This window comes from Amycolatopsis anabasis, assembly GCF_009765355.1.
Taxonomy (GTDB): domain Bacteria; phylum Actinomycetota; class Actinomycetes; order Mycobacteriales; family Pseudonocardiaceae; genus Amycolatopsis; species Amycolatopsis anabasis.
In genome coordinates this window covers 65,833-82,949 of the sequence record NZ_VTHK01000042.1, presented here as the reverse complement: position 1 = coordinate 82,949, position 17,117 = coordinate 65,833, and the positions used below count along the sequence as shown (strand labels likewise).

General features: G+C 69.0%; 11 protein-coding genes. 3 read left to right on the top strand and 8 right to left on the bottom strand.

The genetic code is table 11. The annotated features are described in order from the left end of the window. The first annotated feature begins 208 nt into the window (after nt 1–208). Both FXO23_RS37645 and FXO23_RS37640 read left to right on the top strand, forming a co-directional pair. Nucleotides 209–2,293 (top strand): ATP-binding protein, encoded by a 2,085-nt coding sequence (locus FXO23_RS37645; RefSeq protein ID WP_158891313.1) that lies wholly within the window; start codon nt 209–211, stop codon nt 2,291–2,293. A 514-nt stretch (nt 2,294–2,807) separates the two neighbouring features. After that, entirely contained in the window at nt 2,808–4,769 is a 1,962-nt protein-coding gene (locus FXO23_RS37640; RefSeq protein ID WP_158891311.1) for a UvrD-helicase domain-containing protein, read from the top strand. 553 nt (nt 4,770–5,322) lie between these two features. On the opposite strand, the gene FXO23_RS37630 is transcribed toward FXO23_RS37640, so the two are convergent. From FXO23_RS37630 to FXO23_RS37600, 7 genes are all read right to left on the bottom strand, one after another. Then, nucleotides 5,323–5,712 (bottom strand): peptidase inhibitor family I36 protein, encoded by a 390-nt coding sequence (locus FXO23_RS37630; RefSeq protein WP_158891309.1) that lies wholly within the window; start codon nt 5,710–5,712, stop codon nt 5,323–5,325. Nucleotides 5,713–5,764: 52 nt separating this feature from the next. Beyond that, nucleotides 5,765–6,589: a M55 family metallopeptidase gene (locus FXO23_RS37625; protein WP_158891307.1), complete on the bottom strand. Its 825-nt coding sequence runs from the start codon at nt 6,587–6,589 to the stop codon at nt 5,765–5,767. Between the two features lie 11 nt (nt 6,590–6,600). After that, complete coding sequence (locus tag FXO23_RS37620; protein WP_158891305.1) at nt 6,601–7,392, bottom strand: ATP-binding cassette domain-containing protein; 792 nt, start codon at nt 7,390–7,392, stop codon at nt 6,601–6,603. Nucleotides 7,393–7,646: 254 nt separating this feature from the next. Further along, nucleotides 7,647–8,564, bottom strand: a complete 918-nt coding sequence (locus FXO23_RS37615; protein WP_158891303.1) for an ABC transporter ATP-binding protein — start codon at nt 8,562–8,564, stop codon at nt 7,647–7,649. Between the two features lie 58 nt (nt 8,565–8,622). Further along, nucleotides 8,623–9,462: an ABC transporter permease gene (locus FXO23_RS37610; RefSeq protein ID WP_158891301.1), complete on the bottom strand. Its 840-nt coding sequence runs from the start codon at nt 9,460–9,462 to the stop codon at nt 8,623–8,625. A gap of 5 nt (nt 9,463–9,467) precedes the next feature. Beyond that, nucleotides 9,468–10,409, bottom strand: a complete 942-nt coding sequence (locus FXO23_RS37605) for an ABC transporter permease (protein WP_158891299.1) — start codon at nt 10,407–10,409, stop codon at nt 9,468–9,470. Nucleotides 10,410–10,428: 19 nt separating this feature from the next. Next, nucleotides 10,429–12,003 (bottom strand): ABC transporter substrate-binding protein, encoded by a 1,575-nt coding sequence (locus tag FXO23_RS37600; protein WP_158891297.1) that lies wholly within the window; start codon nt 12,001–12,003, stop codon nt 10,429–10,431. A 211-nt stretch (nt 12,004–12,214) separates the two neighbouring features. On the opposite strand from FXO23_RS37600, the gene FXO23_RS37595 reads away from it, so the two are divergent. Then, a complete protein-coding gene (locus FXO23_RS37595) occupies nt 12,215–15,940 on the top strand; it encodes an nSTAND1 domain-containing NTPase (protein ID WP_158891295.1) in 3,726 nt (1,241 codons plus the stop codon). A gap of 15 nt (nt 15,941–15,955) precedes the next feature. Here FXO23_RS37595 and FXO23_RS37590 read toward each other — a convergent pair whose 3' ends face one another. Beyond that, nucleotides 15,956–17,101, bottom strand: a complete 1,146-nt coding sequence (locus tag FXO23_RS37590; RefSeq protein ID WP_158891293.1) for an arylsulfotransferase family protein — start codon at nt 17,099–17,101, stop codon at nt 15,956–15,958. Nucleotides 17,102–17,117 lie beyond the last annotated feature (16 nt).

Here is a 17,117-nt window from a genome sequence, read left to right as displayed (position 1 = left end):
CAAACCCGCCACCGTCAACCCCACTGACCAGCACCAACAGGATGAAAACTCCCCATTGGCGGGCTTGGCCGGCATCTCGGCGAATCTCGACTGAGCCTCGTGCGAGCCGAGGCGCCGTCCGCGGCCCGCCGTGCATCTGGCATGTCGAGTTCGCGTCGCCATCTACACAGCGGTCGAAAATCTGCCCGCCCACCACCACTATTGAGTGGTGACAGAGCGGAATATCTTCGCGGGCACCGCGCACGAAGTGGTGCAGGCACACACCATCTACGGCAGCGTCCACATCAACGCTCCGGTACTTGCCGTGCCACAACAACTACCGCACGGCGTAGTGAAGATCGTGGGTCGCGAACACGAACTGACGATGTTGGACCACGGGGTGGACTCGAGGAGCCGGATCGTGGTAGTCAACGGCACCGCCGGGGTCGGTAAGACCGCACTGTGCCTGCACTGGGCTCGATCGGCGGCCAGCCGCTTCCCGGACGGCCAACTCTACGTCGACCTGCGGGGGTTCGATCCGTCCCATCCGCCGTTGCCGGCTGGGGACGCGATTCGCGGGTTCCTGGACGGATTCGACGTGCCGCCCGAACGTATTCCGCTGCGCGTCGACTCACAGGCCAGCTTGTTCCGCAGTATAGTCGCGGCCCGGCGCGTCCTGGTGGTGCTGGATAATGCTCGCGACGCGGACCAGGTTCGCAGTCTCCTGCCGGGTGGACTGAGATCTGCCGTTGTGGTGACCAGCCGTACCGAGCTGACCGGCTTGGTGGTCCGCGAGGGTGTCGAGCAGATCAAGCTCGGCCTGCTCGAGGATGCGGACGCACGCCAGGTTATCGCCAGCCGCTTGGACGGCATTTCGTCCGACAACGACGCTGTGGGCAAGTTGGCGTCGGAATGTGCGGGGCTACCGCTCGCTCTCTCTATTGTCGCGGGGCGCGTGGCACAGCGCAGATCCTTTCCGCTCAGCATTCTGGCCGAGGAGCTGCGCTCGACTATGCGGCGGCTGGACGCGCTGGACACCGGTGATCCGTACACCACCGCAAGGACGGTGTTCTCGTGGTCCTATGAAGCGCTTCCGATTGCGGCAAAGCGGTTGTTTCGCCTGCTCGGGCTGACCACAGGCGCCGACATCGCGTTGCCGGCTGTCGCCTCGCTGGCCGGGCTACCGCCTGCCCGTACGCGCAACGTGCTTGCCGAGTTGGTGCGGATGAATTTATTGGACGAGTATGTGCCGGGCCGGTACCGATTCCACGACCTGCTCCGTGAGTACGCCACCGAACGGCTCGGCGAAGAGCCGATGGCGGAACGCACCGCTACCACCACTCGGCTGATCGAGTCTTACCTCCACACCGCAGTGGCGGTGGATGCGGTGTTGAACCCACACCGCCTACGCATCGAGGTGCCGCCACCTTTGCCCGGAGTGACCGCCGTCCAAGTTGCCAGCTACCGGGACGCACTTGACTGGTGCGTCAAGGAGCATCAACTCGCCGTAGGCGCGGTGGAACTCGCCGTGCACGCCGGTCTGGATCGGCACGCTTGGCAACTGGCGTGGGCGCTGGTGACCTACCTGCGTCGGTTCAGTCACCACCAGGACCGGCACACCATCCTGCACCATGCCCTCGCCGCGGCGCGACGGCTCGGCGACCGGTACGCGGAGGCCAAAGTCTGCAGAGTGCTGGGCAAGACACTGGTCCGCCAAGGCAAGCAGGCCGCGGCCGAGGATTTCCATGTGCGGGCGGTATTTCTGTTCAGCAAGCTCGGCGAGCGGGCTGAGGAAGCGGACGCATTGCTAGGCCGGGCCAAGCTGCGCTGGCGCCAAAACCGGGTCTCCGAGGCTGCGGCGGACGCACGCAGGGCGCTATTCCTGGCCGAAGCCGCCGAAAGCACCAATTTGCGAGCGACGGCTCTGAACGCTATCGGCCACTACGCAATGGCGATAGGCAATCCGGAGGAGACGATCACCTGTTGCAGGATGGCTCTGGCACTGTACCGGGAGATCCACAACGACGAAGGCGCCGCCGATGTGCTCCGCGTGCTTGGCTCCGCCTACCATCACCTCGGGAAGTGGGAATACGCTGTCACGTACTACGAGGAATCGCTGGCGTTGGATATCGAGTTGCGCGACTGCTACCACACGGCTCTCGTACTGAGCCAGATCGGACTCACCCACCAGGCAGCCGGGCGGACAGAGGCGGCGACCTCAGCGTGGCGCCGCTCCCTGGAACTGTTGGAGTACCTGGACGATGAGGAGTCCGAAGAAATCCGTGCCCAGCTGAGCACGGTCGAATCCCAGTAGGCCTGGTCACCCTGCCACGGTACTTGTTCCACAATCTCGCCAGCTCATCTTGGGCCAGCCTGGAGGGCATCATGTCGTTGGTCGACGATGCCGAAGAACGGATCGTCGACGAGATGCCGGACGACACCTGGTCTTATCCCGGTCACAGCGACGACTCGAAGCGATCCCGCCCGGCATGTCCTGTTTGGAACCCGGCCAGGGCTCGAAGCCGGGACCGCCGTCGGTCAGGTCTCCGGGAACGACTCCGTGGTCGACCAGATCACCAACGATATTCAGCATGACGGTGGTGATCTGCGCGAAGTTCGCACCGGTCGCCCCGGGCATGGTCAAGCAGGTAGTCCAGATCTGCTTGATAGGAGTCTGCCACGACACCGTCCTCATCGAACGCCACTGCCCGCTGTCGCCTGGCGGTCCCGAGCACCGCATGCGTCGTCCGGGTGAATGCTCTCCGCTCAGCCCCATTCACCGGTGCACGTAAATACCGTGGTTACCAGCGGCGATGAATGGAGGGTAATTGAACCTGAGCAATCATGCCCGGCGGCAGGTTCACCAGCAGGCGAACGAACTGCTCGGTCAAGTGCTGCCCGGGCTGGGCTCGTCGCATCGCCGCGTGCTCACCGCGCTGCTCGCACGCACCGTCGAGAGCTGGCGCCTGTTCGCACGCGGCGATCTGCCGGCACCCGACGACGAGCGGGCCGACGCGTTCCTGATCGGCCCCAGTGGCGTGTTCGCGGTTCTCGTCACCGCCCACCCGCCAGACGAGACCAGGGCGCAAGCCATCGTCCGGCACGCGGGAGAACGGTGCGCCGGTATACGCGGCTCGCGCGGTCAGGTTCTGGCGCCGAGTGCGATCCACTTCGTGGTCATCAGGCCCGGTGCAGGCTCCGGGAGATCGTCGAGGAACGACCGGCCGTACTGGTCGCTGTTCGAATCGGAACTGGACAAGCTGTTCCAACGAGACGCGCGGCATCTGGACCGCCGTCAAGTTGACGCCATCACCGATCAGCTCGCCGCCCGCTTGCCCGAATTCCGGCAACTTTCCGCACAGCCGCCGGAACGTGCGTCCGAACCGGCAGGGCTGCTCGATGCGCAGCAGCTCACCGATGATCAGCTTGACGCCGCCCAGCAGCGGGCCTTCGACACCTGGCTGACCTTCCTCCACCCGCATCAGCAGGCGGTGGTGAACCGAAACTACGCCGGTCCGGCAAGAATCAGTGGCCCGGCCGGCACGGGCAAGACGGTGGTCGCGCTCCACCGGCTCCGGCACCTGGCGAGGCGCTCGACCGGGCCGCTGCTGTTCACGACCTTCGTCCGAACGTTGCCCGCGGTGAACCAGGCATCCTTTCAGCGACTGGCGCCGGAACTGTCCCATCGCGTCGAGTTCATCAACTTGCACGCCTGGGTTCGCCAGTTCCTCGAGGAACGCGGCCGTGGCCTCAACGTGCAGCCGCGCGGAGCCGAAACCGCGTTCAGCCGTGCTTGGGTGGCACACCGCGAGTCACTCGAAGACCTGGAACCGAGCTTCGACTACTGGCGCACCGAGATCGATCGGGTCGTGAAAGGGCGTGGTATCCGAACCCTTGAGGAATACGTCAGGACGCCCAGGACCGGCCGTCGCCTGCGGCTGGACGCAGGCCAACGAGAGCGGGTGTGGCAGCTCTACCAGACGTATCAGCGTTTCCTCGCCGAGCGGGATCTGCACGACTACAACGACATGATGAGCGTAGCGCTGGACGAGTTGAGCCGAAGCCCGCTGACCGAACGGTATGCGGCGGTCGTGGTGGACGAGGTGCAGGACATCACCCTGACCGGTCTGCGCATACTCCGAGAACTGGCCGGTGACGGCCCCAATCGCCTGCTCCTGGTTGGGGACGGGCAGCAGCAGGTGTACCCGGGCGGCTGGCGGCTTTCGGATGCGGGCATCCCGATCCACGGCCGTGGTGAGGTTCTCCGGGTGAACTACCGCAACCGCGCCGAGGTGCTGGGCTTCGCACAGCGTTTCGACGCCACCAACCGGGTGGACGATCTCGATGGTGATGCGGGAGTCGCCTTGCGGGAAGCGGAATCGGCCAATTCCGGCGGAGAGGCCCAGGTTTGGCGCGGCCCCGAGGACGATCTGCGGAACGCGCTGCCGAGGGCGGTGGAGAGGCTGCCGGTACCGCAGGGCCAGACTGCGTTGATCGTGTTCCACCATCGCGATCTCGCGCGTTGCACGAGGATTCTGCGCAACGCGGGAATCCCGTTCCTACCCCTTGAGCACTACACCGGCGAACCGGACGACAGGCTAAAGGTCGGCACCGTGCACCGTGCCAAGGGGCTCGACTTCCAGGCCGTTCTGGTAGTCCAGTTCGCACACCGCGGAGAGACCGGGGATGCCGTTGAGCAGGAACTTCGCGAGCTTCGCGAGCGGCAGCACCTGGTCGCGGCGACGCGCGCCCGGGATTTCCTGTGGTGGGGTGTCGCTGGAACTCCTTGATAAGGAACGGCGAGGCAGCCTCGAACGCGATGCTCTTTTCGGGCGGTTATCGCGTGGGCGGGGTCGCGTTCGGCGATAGCGGTGGGCACGATCGGGGCTTTGAGCGGGGACGGGGATCTCATCACGGTGAACCAACCACGCGATTCGAAGGGCCGGTGGACCAAGAGTGGGACTGGGGTGACGGCGGTGGGGTGTTGCTTGGCAGCGGATGGGGTTGAAGATCGCCAAGAAGACGGTCGAACGGGAATTGTGTGTTCGAGCAGGTCTTTCGGGCAGGTTCGGCAATTCTTCCTGGCCACGCCGTGTCGGAAGTTGGATCGGATGCTGCTGGCGGTTGGCGACGGGCGGGTAGCACCATCGCGGTGTCGATCGCCTGGGTGCGAATGGGCTCGCCGGGGTTCGGTTCACCGGGCGTCATTATGACTCGCGGCGGGACGGCTCCCTGGTGGTGATCGCCGAGGCGGCGCCGGTGGGTGGGCGGCCGAGTGATCGGGTGCTGGATGACGCGGCCGACGTCGCCGACGAGTTTCCGGTGCCGTGATCAGAAGGGCGATCAGAATTGTCTGATGCTCTTCACCGGGAATGGGGTGTTCGTGGTGTGGTGGCCGGGGGCGAGGTCGAAGTACTTGCCCTTGCAGTGGGGTTTGCTGTAGTGGCGGACGGTTCGGGTGGTTTGGTTGGACGTTGAGTTTCCCCGGCGGTAGCGGGAGCACTTTCCCGGCCTCGGGTCGGAGAAGTGGTGGCGGCCGGTGAGGTTCGGCTCGGTCCACAGGCAGGTGTGCTGTTTCGGGCAGGTGGCCGCGGCCGGATTTTCGGCTTGGACGATGGGCATCGAAGCGTACGCGGACTCGGCCATGCCGCCGCCGAGGATGGCGCCGCACAGGGCGATGGTTTTCAGCATGCTCGCGGTGAGGGTCACCATTATCTTGGTTCTGCTGGTCACGGTTCGGGGTCTTAGCGTGGAACACGGGCTCGGGACAGACAACTCCGGCCAATCAGTCCCGAGCCGAGGGGCTTCCGGCCAGTTGGTCGCAGACGATGATGAAGTCCACCAGCTCCGTCGGGTCGGCGCAGGATCGGAGTACCGTCCGGTCGGCGACCCGGCGTGTGCCGGGGATCCGGGCCGCCAGTGCGGCGGCGTTGGTGGTGTGCAGGTCGATCTCCAGATCGAGGACGCCGGGAATCTCGGCGGCGGGGAGGTCAGTGGCCTTGGCGACGGCCTGGGCTGACTGGGAACGGATCCGGTCGCACGCCTGGGCCGGGGACAGGCTGTCCGCCGCCGAGTAGCCGTATGCGGTCTTGACCTCCGCGGTGAAAGCCCGCGGGATCCTGGTTCGCACCAGGTCACAAAGGACGTTGTCCCCGGTGACCAGTCCGACCGGGACGCCCACGGCCGCTGCCTGCAGGGCGCCGAGTTCAGCTTCGGACACCGGCCGGGAATTCAGGCGTACACCGAAGAAGTCCGTGGAATAGGTGTGCGCGAGCACGCCGGGCGCCCCCGCCGCGGCGTGGTAGCCGAGGAACAGCGCGACATCGTGCTCGGCGGCGATCCCCGCGGCCATGTCCTCGGATTTGGGTTCGCCGAGCAGCAGCCTCGCGCGCTGGTCCAGTTCGTCGGGCAACAGGTTGTCCATCGTGCCGTGGCTGTCGTTGACGAGCACGTCCTCCGCCCCCGCGTCGAAGGCGCCGGCGATCGCGGCGTTCGCCTCCGCGGTCATCAGGCGCTGCGCTCGCGGATATCCGTGTCCGCCGCGCGTGACCTGGTCCGCGGTGGCCACCCCGGCGACGCCTTCCATATCGACCGAGACGTAAACACGCATGAACGGTCCTTTCATCCGGGGATCGGCTCGCGCGGCACCGGGGAAGGCACCGCGTCGAGCAGGGACTGGGTGTAGGGATGCCGGGGGCGGATCAGGACGTCGTCCGTGCGGCCGGTCTCCACCACCGCGCCGTGGCGCATGACGGCGACCAGATCGCTGACCTGGCGCACCACCGCGAGGTTGTGCGAGATCAGCACGAGCGTGAGGCCGAGTTCGGCGCGCAGATCGGCGAACACGTTCAGCACCGCCGCCTGCGCCGAAACGTCCAGTGCCGACACCGGCTCGTCGGCGATGAGGAGTGCGGGGGCGACGGCGAGCGCACGGGCAAGCGAAACCCGCTGACGCTGCCCGCCGGACAGGTGCCGCGGATAGGCGCGTGCCACCGAACCGGGTAGTTTGACCAGGTCGAGGAGTTCCCGCGTCCGGGCCGCGATCTCGCTTCGCGCGCACATCCGGTGGACGTGCAGCACCTCACCGATCGCCTGGCCGGTCGTCATCCTCGGATTCAGCGAAGAATACGGGTCCTGGAAGACCAGTTGCACGGTCCGGCGTTGCGCCCGAGACCGCCGGACACCGACCGGCTCGCCCCGCAGCAGGATCCGCCCTCGCGTAGCAGGAATCAACCCGGCCATCGCTCTGGCCAAAGTGGACTTACCACACCCCGACTCCCCCACAATCGCGACCGAATCGCCCGTGGCCACCGACAAATCGACGCCATCGAGAGCCCACCGACCACCACCCGCGGAACGCCGGGCTCCGAAACGCACCCCGAGATCCCGCACCTCCAACAACGACTCACGCATCAGCCACCGCCTCGCCATGCACACAAGCCAACCGGCACCCGCCGACCCGACGCAGCGAGCAATACGGATCCCGGAAGACCAGTCGCACGGTTCGCCGTCGCACCCAAGACCTCCAGACACCGACCGGCTCCCCCCACAGCAAGATCCGTCCCCGCGTAGCAGGAATCAACCCGGCCACCGACAGGACCACGCCACCACCCGCGAAACGCCGGGCACCCAAACGCACCCCGAGATCCCGCACCTCCAACAACGACTCACGCATCAGCCACCGCCTCGCCGTGCACACAAGCCGACCGGTGCCCGTCGACCCGGCGCAGCCGGTAGACCCGATCGGCCCGGCAGGCGTCGTCGGAGAACCCGCAGCGCGGATGGAACCGGCAACCCACCGGCGGGTCGGCCGGATCGGGTGGCAGGCCGGGCAGGGCGACCAGGCGGCACCGCGCCGCCCGTGGATCCGGTGCGGAGCGCAGCAGTCCCAACGTGTACGCATGGCGCGGTCGCCGGAAAACCTCGGCCGTGGCGCCGGTTTCGACGATCTGACCCGCGTACATGACCGAGACTCGCTCGCACAGTTCGGCGATCACCGCGAGGTCGTGGGTCACGAACAGGATCGCCACCTCGCCGGTCGCCCGCAGGTTCCGGAGCAGTTCCAGGATCTGTTCCTGCACGGTCACATCGAGCGCGGTCGTCGGCTCGTCGCACAGCAGCAGCCCGGGCGAGCAGGACAGCGCGATGGCGATGCCGACCCGTTGCCGCATCCCGCCGGAGAACTCGTGCGGATAGGCCCTGGCCCGGCGTTCCGGTTCGGGGATGCCGACTTCGCGCATCAGCTCGATCGCCCGGCGGCCGGCCGCGCGCCGCGACCATCCGAAGTGGACCATCGGGGCTTCGGCGATCTGCTCGCCCACGGTCATCACCGGATTGAGCGCGGTCATCGGGTCCTGGAAGACCATGCCGACGCGGCGGCCGCGGACGGCACGCAGCCGCCGACGGCTCATGGCCGTCACCTCCTCCCCGTCGAGGAAGATCCGGCCGGAGTCCAACCGCGTGCCATGCGGGAGGAGGCCGGGTACCGCGCGCAGGGTCAGGGTCTTGCCGCTGCCGGACTCCCCCACCAGACCGTGCGCCTCTCCCCGGCCCACCGAGAACGACACGTCGTCAACGACGGGCACCGACTTCCGTCCTGTTTGGACGGTTACCGTCAGGTTCCGCACCGACAACATGGCACTCCTACTCCACTCGCAGCAGATCGGCGAGGCCGTCGCCGAGCAGGGAGAACCCCCACCCGGTGAGGGCGACCGCGATTCCGGGCGCGGTCGCCAGCGGCCAGTGCGTGACGAGGAACTCCGTGCCGTCGGCGATCATCGATCCCCACTCCGGTGTGGGCGGCGCGATACCGAGGCCGAGGAACCCGAGCGCCACGATCGTCGTGATGGTCATGACGATGTCCGACATCGCGTACACGATCGCCTGGGTTATGACGTTCGGCAGCAGGTGGCGCAGCAGGATCCGGCGCCGCGAGTACCCCAGCGCACGGGCGGCCAGCACGTACTCCTGCCGTTTCTCGGTCAGCACCTCCCCCCGGACGATGATCAGGTACGAGACCCAGCCGACCGCGGTGAAGGCGATCAGGATGCCGGTGACCCCCGATCCGCACACGAAGACGAGCGCGATCACCAGCACGTTGAACGGGAAGGCCAGCACGACCTCGCCGATCCGCATGAACAGCGAGTCCGCGAACGACCCGAGGTATCCCGCGACCAGACCGAGCGCCGTGCCGAGGCAGAACGGCGCGAGCACCGCCAGGAACGCCACCGGCAGATCGATCCGGGTGGCGTGGACCAGCCGCGCCCAGATGTCGCGGCCGAGGTGGTCGGTGCCGAGCGGATGCCGCCAGGACGGGTCCGCGAGCAGATTCGCGGGATCCTGGGCCAACGGGTCGTGGCCGGCGACGACCGGGGCGAAGACCGCGACGAGTGCGAGCACGAGCAGTATTCCGCCGCCGAGGACGAGGGACCGGCGGCGCGGACGCGAACGTGCCTCCCAGGCACCGACATCGACGCGGGCCATCCGCCTCACCCCGGGTCCACTCGCGGGTCCAGGAGCGCGCGTCCCAGATCGACGAGGACGTTCACCGCGATCACCAGCAACGCGAACCACAGCGTCAGGGACTGCACGAGCGGGAAATCGCGGCGCAGGATCGATTCCACCAGCAGGTTGCCGAGGCCGGGCACCGCGAACACCCGCTCCACCACGACGGTTCCACTGACCAGCCAGGCGATGTTCACCCCCAGCACGGTGACCGCGGAGATCGCCGCGTTGCGCAACGCGTGCCGGACCAGCACCCGCGGTTCGGTCAGGCCCTTGGCCCGGGCCGTGGTGATGTAGTCGGCGCCGAGCACCTCGAGCAGCCGGGCCCGCAGGCCCCGGATCAGCACCGGCGCGGCCCCCAGCGCGATGGTCAGGCTCGGCAGGAACATCGACTCCAGATGGCCGAGCACCCCGGAGCCGTAGCCGCCCACCGGAAACATCCGCAGTTCCAGGCCGAACAGCAGGATCAGGAGCAGGCCGATCCACGCGTCGGGCAGGCCCAGCCCGACCTGTGCGGCCATCCGCACGCCGTGGTCGAACGGCCGGTCCCGCCACGCCGCGGCGAACACGGCCAACGGCACGGCGAGCACCAGCGACAGCACGGTCCCGTAGACGACGAGCCAGGCCGTCGGCCCGGCGACCGAGGCGATGACCGATCCGGTGGACCGCCCGTAGAACAGCGACTGCCCGAGATCACCGCTCAGGAGGCGGCCGAGGTATCGCCAGTACTGCACCGGCCAGGGTTCGTCCAGGCCCCACTGGTGCCGCAGGGCGCCGATCGCCTCCGGGGTGGCGCGCGTGCCGAGCACCGTGCGAGCCGGATCGCCGGGGATCAGGTGGATCATCAGGAACGCCAGGAAGGTCACGCCCACGGCGATCGGGACCGCCTGGACGATCCGCCACGGCACGACGGCGACGCGCCCCATCACGGCTCCCGTCTTCGGCTCATGAGGCGAGCCAGACTTCCTCGAGCCGGTAGTCACCCGTGGGCGGCACGGCGAACCCCTGCAGGCGGTCCGAGGTCGCGTAGGCGAATGGCGCGTAGTAGAGCGGAATCAACGGGTTGTCCCGGTGTACCCGCCGCTGGATCTGGTGATACGCCTGGGTGCGGACCGCGGGGTCGGTGGTCTGCTCGGCCTGGCGGCACCACTCGAGCACTTCCGGGTCGTGGTAGTTCATCTCGGCGGCCACCGAGCCGACCGCCGGATCGAGCAGGAACGGGATGTTCTCGTAGGGATCCATGATGTCCAGGCTCACGTTCGTCTGGTACATCTGGAACTGCCGCTGCCCGGCGAGCGCCTCCAGCGTGTTGTGGTCGTACTGCTCGATGCGCATCCGGATCCCGATCTCCTCCAGGTTCCGCTGGATGATCTGGGCCGCCGCGGCCTGGACCGTGTCCCCGCTGTTGACGTAGTGCGTGAGCTCGAACCCGTTCGGCCGCCCGGCGTTCGCGAGTGCGGCCTTCGCGGCGCCGATGTCGCGCACGGGCGGGGTGATCGAGGCGTCGTAGTCCGGCCAGCTCGGCGACATCAGCGAACCGGCCGCCTGCCCGTTGCCGAACAGCGCCGCCTGCACCAGGGCGGCCCGGTCGATCGCCAGGGAGATCGCGAGCCGCGCCTGCGGGTGATCGAGTGGTGGCACCCGCAGGTTGAGCGCCAGGTAGTCGGTCAGCGTCGACGGGGACAGCTGGATCCGGATGCCCGGCTGCCGCATCAGGTCCTTGAGCTGAGCCCAGGGCGGCGCCTCGACCACGTCGACCTGCCGACCGCGCAGCTGCAGCATCCGGGTGTTGTCGTCGTGCACCACGGTGAGCAGGATCCGGTCCAGGTACGGTTTGCCGGGCCGCCAGTGGAACGGGTTGCGGACCAGGGCCATCTGCTGGCCCACGTCCCATCGCTCCAGCACGAACGGGCCGGTACCGACCGGTCGGTCGAAGAACTCGTCGTGCGCCCGCCCGCCGAAGTCGCGCGGCACGATCCCGTTGGCGTAGTGCGACAGGATCCCGAACAGCTCGGTGGGGTATTTCGTCGTGATCACCACGGTTTCCGGATTCGGCGCCTCGACCCGGTCGATGGACACGTTGACGTAGTCGTTGGCGCCCGCGCCGTCGGACGAGGTGTTGCGGTCGAGCGAGAACTTCACGTCCGCGGAGGTCAGCGGGCTGCCGTCGGAGAACCGGACGTCCTTGCGCAACTGGAACGTCCACGTCCGCTGGTCCGGGGACAGGATGTGGCCGGTCGCCAGGCACGGTTCGGTGCCGCCGTCCGGCGTCGCCCGGTACAGCCGCTCGAAGAGGTTGCTCGCCACCCAGATCGCTTCGTTGTCCTGCATCCGGACCGGATCCAGCTTGACTTCGACCGCGTCGGCGATGCGGGCGAAGACGATGCTGCCGCCGCGCCGTGGCGGGCCGGCGGCGTTCACCGGATCCGGCGGGGCCTGGGTGCACGCCGCCAGGGTCAGGGAGCCGAAGCCCGCCAGGGAAAGGAACCGGCGACGGCTCAGCACGGAAGGTCGATCCATCGAAGCCTCTCGAACACCAGGTGCGGGGACGGGCCGCCGGTACCCCTCGATCGGAAACCACGGCCCAACCGGCGACCCGCCGCATCCGGTTCTACTGGAAAACGTTGTTCGGTGTCGGCGTCACCTGGCCGGACAACCAATCGCCGGACAATGTGGGTTCTGCCGGCGAAGCGTTCGGGAACGATCGGGGGATGTCGACGAGGAGGTTGTGATGCCGAGGCCGGAACGTCCCGTGGCGGCCGACAACGGCGTGCTGCGGGAACTCGCGCTCGGGCTCCGGCAACTCCGGGAAGACGCCGGCACCCCGCCCTACCGGGCGCTGGCCGCCCGCGCGCACTACTCGGCGAGCACGCTGGCCGAGGCCGCGGCGGGGCGGACCCTGCCCAGTCTGCCGGTCACCCTGGCCTATGTCCGGGCGTGCGGGGGAAATCGAGCGGAATGGGAAGCCCGCTGGCATGCCGCGTCCGCCGCCCTGGCCGCGGCCGAACCGGTGACCGCCAACGGGGACGGCCCGGCGCCCTACGCCGGTCTGGCCGCGTTCCAGCCGGAGGATTCCGGTCGGTTCTTCGGGCGGGAGCGGTTGGTCGAGGAACTGGTGACCCGGCTCGGCGAGCGCCGGTTCCTGGCGGTGTTCGGTCCTTCCGGCAGCGGTAAGTCCTCGTTGCTGCGGGCCGGTCTGATCCCCCAGGTCGCGAAGGACGACTGGCCGGTCGTGCTGTTCACCCCGGGCGAGCGCCCCCTGGAGGAGTGCGCCACGCGGGTGGCGGGGCTGCTCGGGCTTTCGGCCGGTTCGGTGTACTCGGATCTGGAGGCCGATCCGTACCGCCTCCACCTGGCGGTCCGGCAGCTCCTCGCCGAACAGCCGGACGAAGTCGAACTCCTGCTGGTGGTCGACCAGTTCGAGGAGATCTTCACGCTGTGCCAGGACGCCGAGCAGCGGAGCCGGTTCGTCGACGCGTTGCTGGTCGCGGCACGGGCCGAAACCAGCCGGATCCGGGTGGTGCTCGGTGTCCGGGCCGATTTCTACGGCCGGTGCGCGGAACATCCCGATCTGGTGGATGCCCTGCGGGACGGGCAGACACTGGTGGGCGCGATGCGGGCCGAGGAACTGCGGGCGGCGATCACCAAACCGGCGGTGGCCGCCGGGCTCACGGTCGAGACCGCCCTGGTGTCCACCATCGTCAGCGAGATGGTCGGGCGGCCGGGGGCGTTGCCCCTGATGTCGCACGCCCTGGTGGAAACCTGGAAGCGTCGCCGGGGCAGCACGCTGACCCTGGCCGGGTACCAGAACGCGGGCGGCGTGGAGAGCGCGCTGACCCAGAGCGCCGAGCGGGTCTACACCGAACTGGCCGACGAACAGCAACGCACGGCGCGGGAGGTCTTCCTGCGGTTGATCGCACTGGGCGACGGCACGCAGGACACCGGGCGGCGGGTCCGGCGCACCGAGCTCACCAGCGGTGACGAGGAAACCGCTGCGGTATTGGACATCCTGGCCCGCGCCCGGCTGCTCACCATCGGCGAGGACACGGTCGAGATCGCCCACGAGGCCCTGATCCGCTCCTGGCCGCGGCTGGGCGAGTGGCTGGCCGACGACCGCGACGGGTTGCGGGTCCACCGACGCCTCACCGAAGCCACGCACACCTGGGAATCGCTCGACCGCGACCCCGGCGCGCTGTTCCGCGGCAGCCAGCTGACCGGCGCGCGCGAGTGGAACACCCGGCGCCGCACCGCGCTCACCCCCAGCGAGCGGGAGTTCCTGGAAGCCAGCCTGCTCGCCAAGGAAGCCGAGGACCGCGTCGCCCGCCACCGCACGCGCCGCCTGCGGGCGCTGGTGGTGATCCTGGCGGTGATCGCCTGCGTCGCGGCGGTCACCGGGGTCGTGGCCGTGCAGCAGCGGCAGGCGGCGGAGGACCAGCGCGCCCTGGCGCTGTCCCGGGAAATGGTCGCGAAGGCGGCGGCGCTCACCACGTCGCAACCGGAACTGTCGATCCTGCTGGCCGTCGAGGCGTATCGGCAGGCCCCCACCACCGAGGCGCGGAGCGTCCTGCTGGCCGCGCAGGCCCAGCCGTTGCTCGGCAGGTTCCGGGGGAACGCCGCGCTCATCAAACACGTGGCCTTCCATCCCGGCGGACGCGTTCTCGCCACCGGCGGCATCGACGGGCCCGTGAAGCTGTGGGACATCCGCACCCAGCAGGAGGTCGGCAGCCTCCCCACGGGCGGCAACATCGGCCTGGCGTTCAGCGACGACGGCCGCGTCCTGGTCACCGGCGGGGGCAGTTCCACGGTCAAGCTCTGGGACGCCGTCACCCACCGGGAGATCGCCACGCTGTCCGATGAGACCTACGGGATCATGCTCACCCTGCAGCTCAGCCGGAACGGCGGCGTCCTGGCCACCGGCGGCGTGGACGGGGACGTGACCCTGTGGGACACCGGAGCCCGCCGGGAAATCGGCACCCTGGCCGGTGACTCCGGGCCGGTGGTGGGCGTGGCGTTCAGCGGCGACGGGAACACCCTGGCCGCCGGGGCCGCGGACGGGACCGTGACGTTGTGGAATGTGCCCGCCCGCCAGGAAATCGCCAAGCTGAGCGGGCACATCGGCCCGGTCGTCGGCGTGGCCTTCGACGGGGACGGGAGCACCCTGGCCGTGGGTGGCGCCGACGGCGCGGTGCGGTTGTGGGAGATCGCCACCCGGCGGGAGATCGCGGTGCTCACCGGGCACGGCGGGCCGGTCGAATCGGTGGCGTTCAGCGGGGACGGACGCACCCTGGCCACCGCCAGCGAAGACCGCAACGCCAAGCTGTGGGACGTGGCCACCCACCGGGAGACCGCCACCCTGAGCGGGCACGCCGGCCCGGTGGCCGCCGTCGCGTTCACCGGGGACGCCAACGACATCCTGGCCGCGGTGGGCGAGGACGGGACCGTCCTGCTGTGGCGCATGGGCGGCGCCGCCCTGCTTTCCCGCCCGGTCCCCACCATTCTCGGGACCGCCCTCAGCCGGGACGGCCGGACGCTGGCGGCGGGGAGCACCGACGGGACGGTGTCGTTGTGGGACGCGACCACCCGCCAGCAGTCCGCGACCCTGACCGGGCCCGGCGGTCCCGTCGCGGCCCTGGCGTTCAACGGCGCCGGGGACACCGTGGCCGCCGGGGGCGCGGACGGCACGATCCGGTTGTGGGATGTGCGGTCGCGCCGGGAGATCCACGCGTTCACCGGGCACAACAGCCCGATCCGGGGGCTGGCCTTCGGCGGCGACGGGCGCACGCTCGCCGGGGTCGGCGCGGACGGCACCGTGCGGTTGCTGGACGTCCCGGAACGCCGGGAGGTCGCCGCGTTCACCGGCCACGTCAGCCCGGTGGCGTCGGTCCAGGAGGTGGCCTTCAGCCAGGACGGGAAGCTGCTGGCCACCGCGGGTGAGGATCTCACCGTGACGGTGTGGGACGTCCCCGGCCGCCGCCAGCTCGCGGTGTTCTCCGGTTACCGGAGTTCGTTGCGCGGGATGGCGTTCAGCGGGAACGGGCGCGTCCTGGCCGCCGGGAGCGTCGACGGGACGGTGAAGCTCTGGGACATCGCCGCCCGCGCCGAGACCACCACGTTCACCGGGCACACCAGTTCCGCCGAAGCCGTGGCGCTGAGCGCCGACGGGCGGACCCTGGCGACCGCGGGCGAGGACCGCAGCGTGACGATCTGGGACGTGCCGTCCCATCGGGAGACCGCCACGCTGACCGGTTTCACCGGGCCGGTCAAGGGAATGGCGTTCGGCGGCGACGGGAAGACGCTCTTCACCGGAAGTTCCGACGGGACCGCGCGGCTGTGGGATCTCGACGTCGAACGCGTCCTGCACACCCTGTGCCGCCGGATCGGCGACAGCGTCACCGAGGACCAGTGGGCCCGGACCGTTCCCGGTGCGCCGTTCCGCCGCGACTGCCCACGCGGCTGACGGCGTGGCCGGAGATCAGGGGAACTTGAAGGCCCGGTAGGACGGTGTGGGAAGGGTGGCGTCGAAGAGCAGGTCGCCGTCCGGGGAGAATTCGGAGAGCCGCGGGGTCATGCCCCAGTTCACGAAGACGTTGCCACCCGGCAGCCGTTGCGCGCTGCCCATGGCGGTGACGTGGCTGCCGGGGATGCTCATGCTTCGGGCGAGGGAAGCGGTCATCCCGCGCGGGTCGAGGCGGAGCCACGCCACGCGGGTCGGGTGGAGCGTGGTCGTGCCGTCGCTGGCGTTGTCGAACAGCCGGATGGTCCGCGGGTCCTCGAAGATCGCGTGGTGCTGCCAGCCGAAAACCGCGTCCGGGGTGAGCGCGAACGAGCTGGACTTCCCGCCGAGGCGCCAGATCACCGCACCGGTCGTCCGGTGGACCTGGTAGAGCGCGCAGGTGCTCCGCCCGGAAACGAGCAGGTGGTTGTCCGGGGTGAGGCTGATCGAGTTGGCGTGGAAGAAGTCCCAGGGCTGGTCCGGAGTGGCCGGGAGGGGTTTGTAGCTGTCGGTGAGCGGGACGTGGTCGAGCGCGCTCCAGCGCAGCAGCACCGCACCGGAGGCGATGTCGACCTCTTCGCAGTAGCTGTCGAGGACCAGCCCGTCCACCGGCCCGCCGACCGAGGAGAGGTCGCGGCGAACCGGGACGTAGCAGGTGATCAACGCGGTGTTCCACGGCGTGATGCGGAATTCGTGGACGTCCGGGTGGAAGTCGCCGGACGGACCGACGGTCGCGACCGGGGTGTGGTCGAGTCCGGTCAGCACGCCGATTCCGTTGCCGGTGCCGCCGTTGGCCGGGTTTCCGGTGCCCTGCCACCAGGTGAGCACCTTGCGGCCGCGGTAGGTCTGCTGCTGGAAGTTCTCGTAGTAGAGGTCGGCCGCCGACGTCGACCACAGCGGTTCGCCCGCGGCGTCGGCGATTTCGACGCCACCGCCACCGGATGCGTTGGTGTAGGTGAAGAAGATGCGGCCGGGCGCGACCCCGGGTTTGGCGAGCCGCACGGTCATCCGCGGCGCGCCAGCGGCCGATGCCGTGCCACCGCCGGTGAACCCGGTCGCGGCCGCCAGCCCCAGAATTCCCGCGCCCCGGAAAAGCGATCTGCGGCCGATCTCACCATTCGTCACGAAACCGGAGTTTAAG

Excerpts from the sequence above, each read along its gene's own strand:
- FXO23_RS37595 (WP_158891295.1), top strand. The coding sequence starts at position 12,215 with ATGCCGAGGCCGGAACGTCCCGTGGCGGCCGACAACGGCGTGCTGCGG.
- FXO23_RS37605 (WP_158891299.1), bottom strand. The coding sequence starts at position 10,409 with ATGGGGCGCGTCGCCGTCGTGCCGTGGCGGATCGTCCAGGCGGTCCCG.
- FXO23_RS37600 (WP_158891297.1), bottom strand. The coding sequence starts at position 12,003 with ATGGATCGACCTTCCGTGCTGAGCCGTCGCCGGTTCCTTTCCCTGGCG.
- FXO23_RS37610 (WP_158891301.1), bottom strand. The coding sequence starts at position 9,462 with ATGGCCCGCGTCGATGTCGGTGCCTGGGAGGCACGTTCGCGTCCGCGC.
- FXO23_RS37620 (WP_158891305.1), bottom strand. The coding sequence starts at position 7,392 with ATGCGTGAGTCGTTGTTGGAGGTGCGGGATCTCGGGGTGCGTTTCGGA.
- FXO23_RS37625 (WP_158891307.1), bottom strand. The coding sequence starts at position 6,589 with ATGCGTGTTTACGTCTCGGTCGATATGGAAGGCGTCGCCGGGGTGGCC.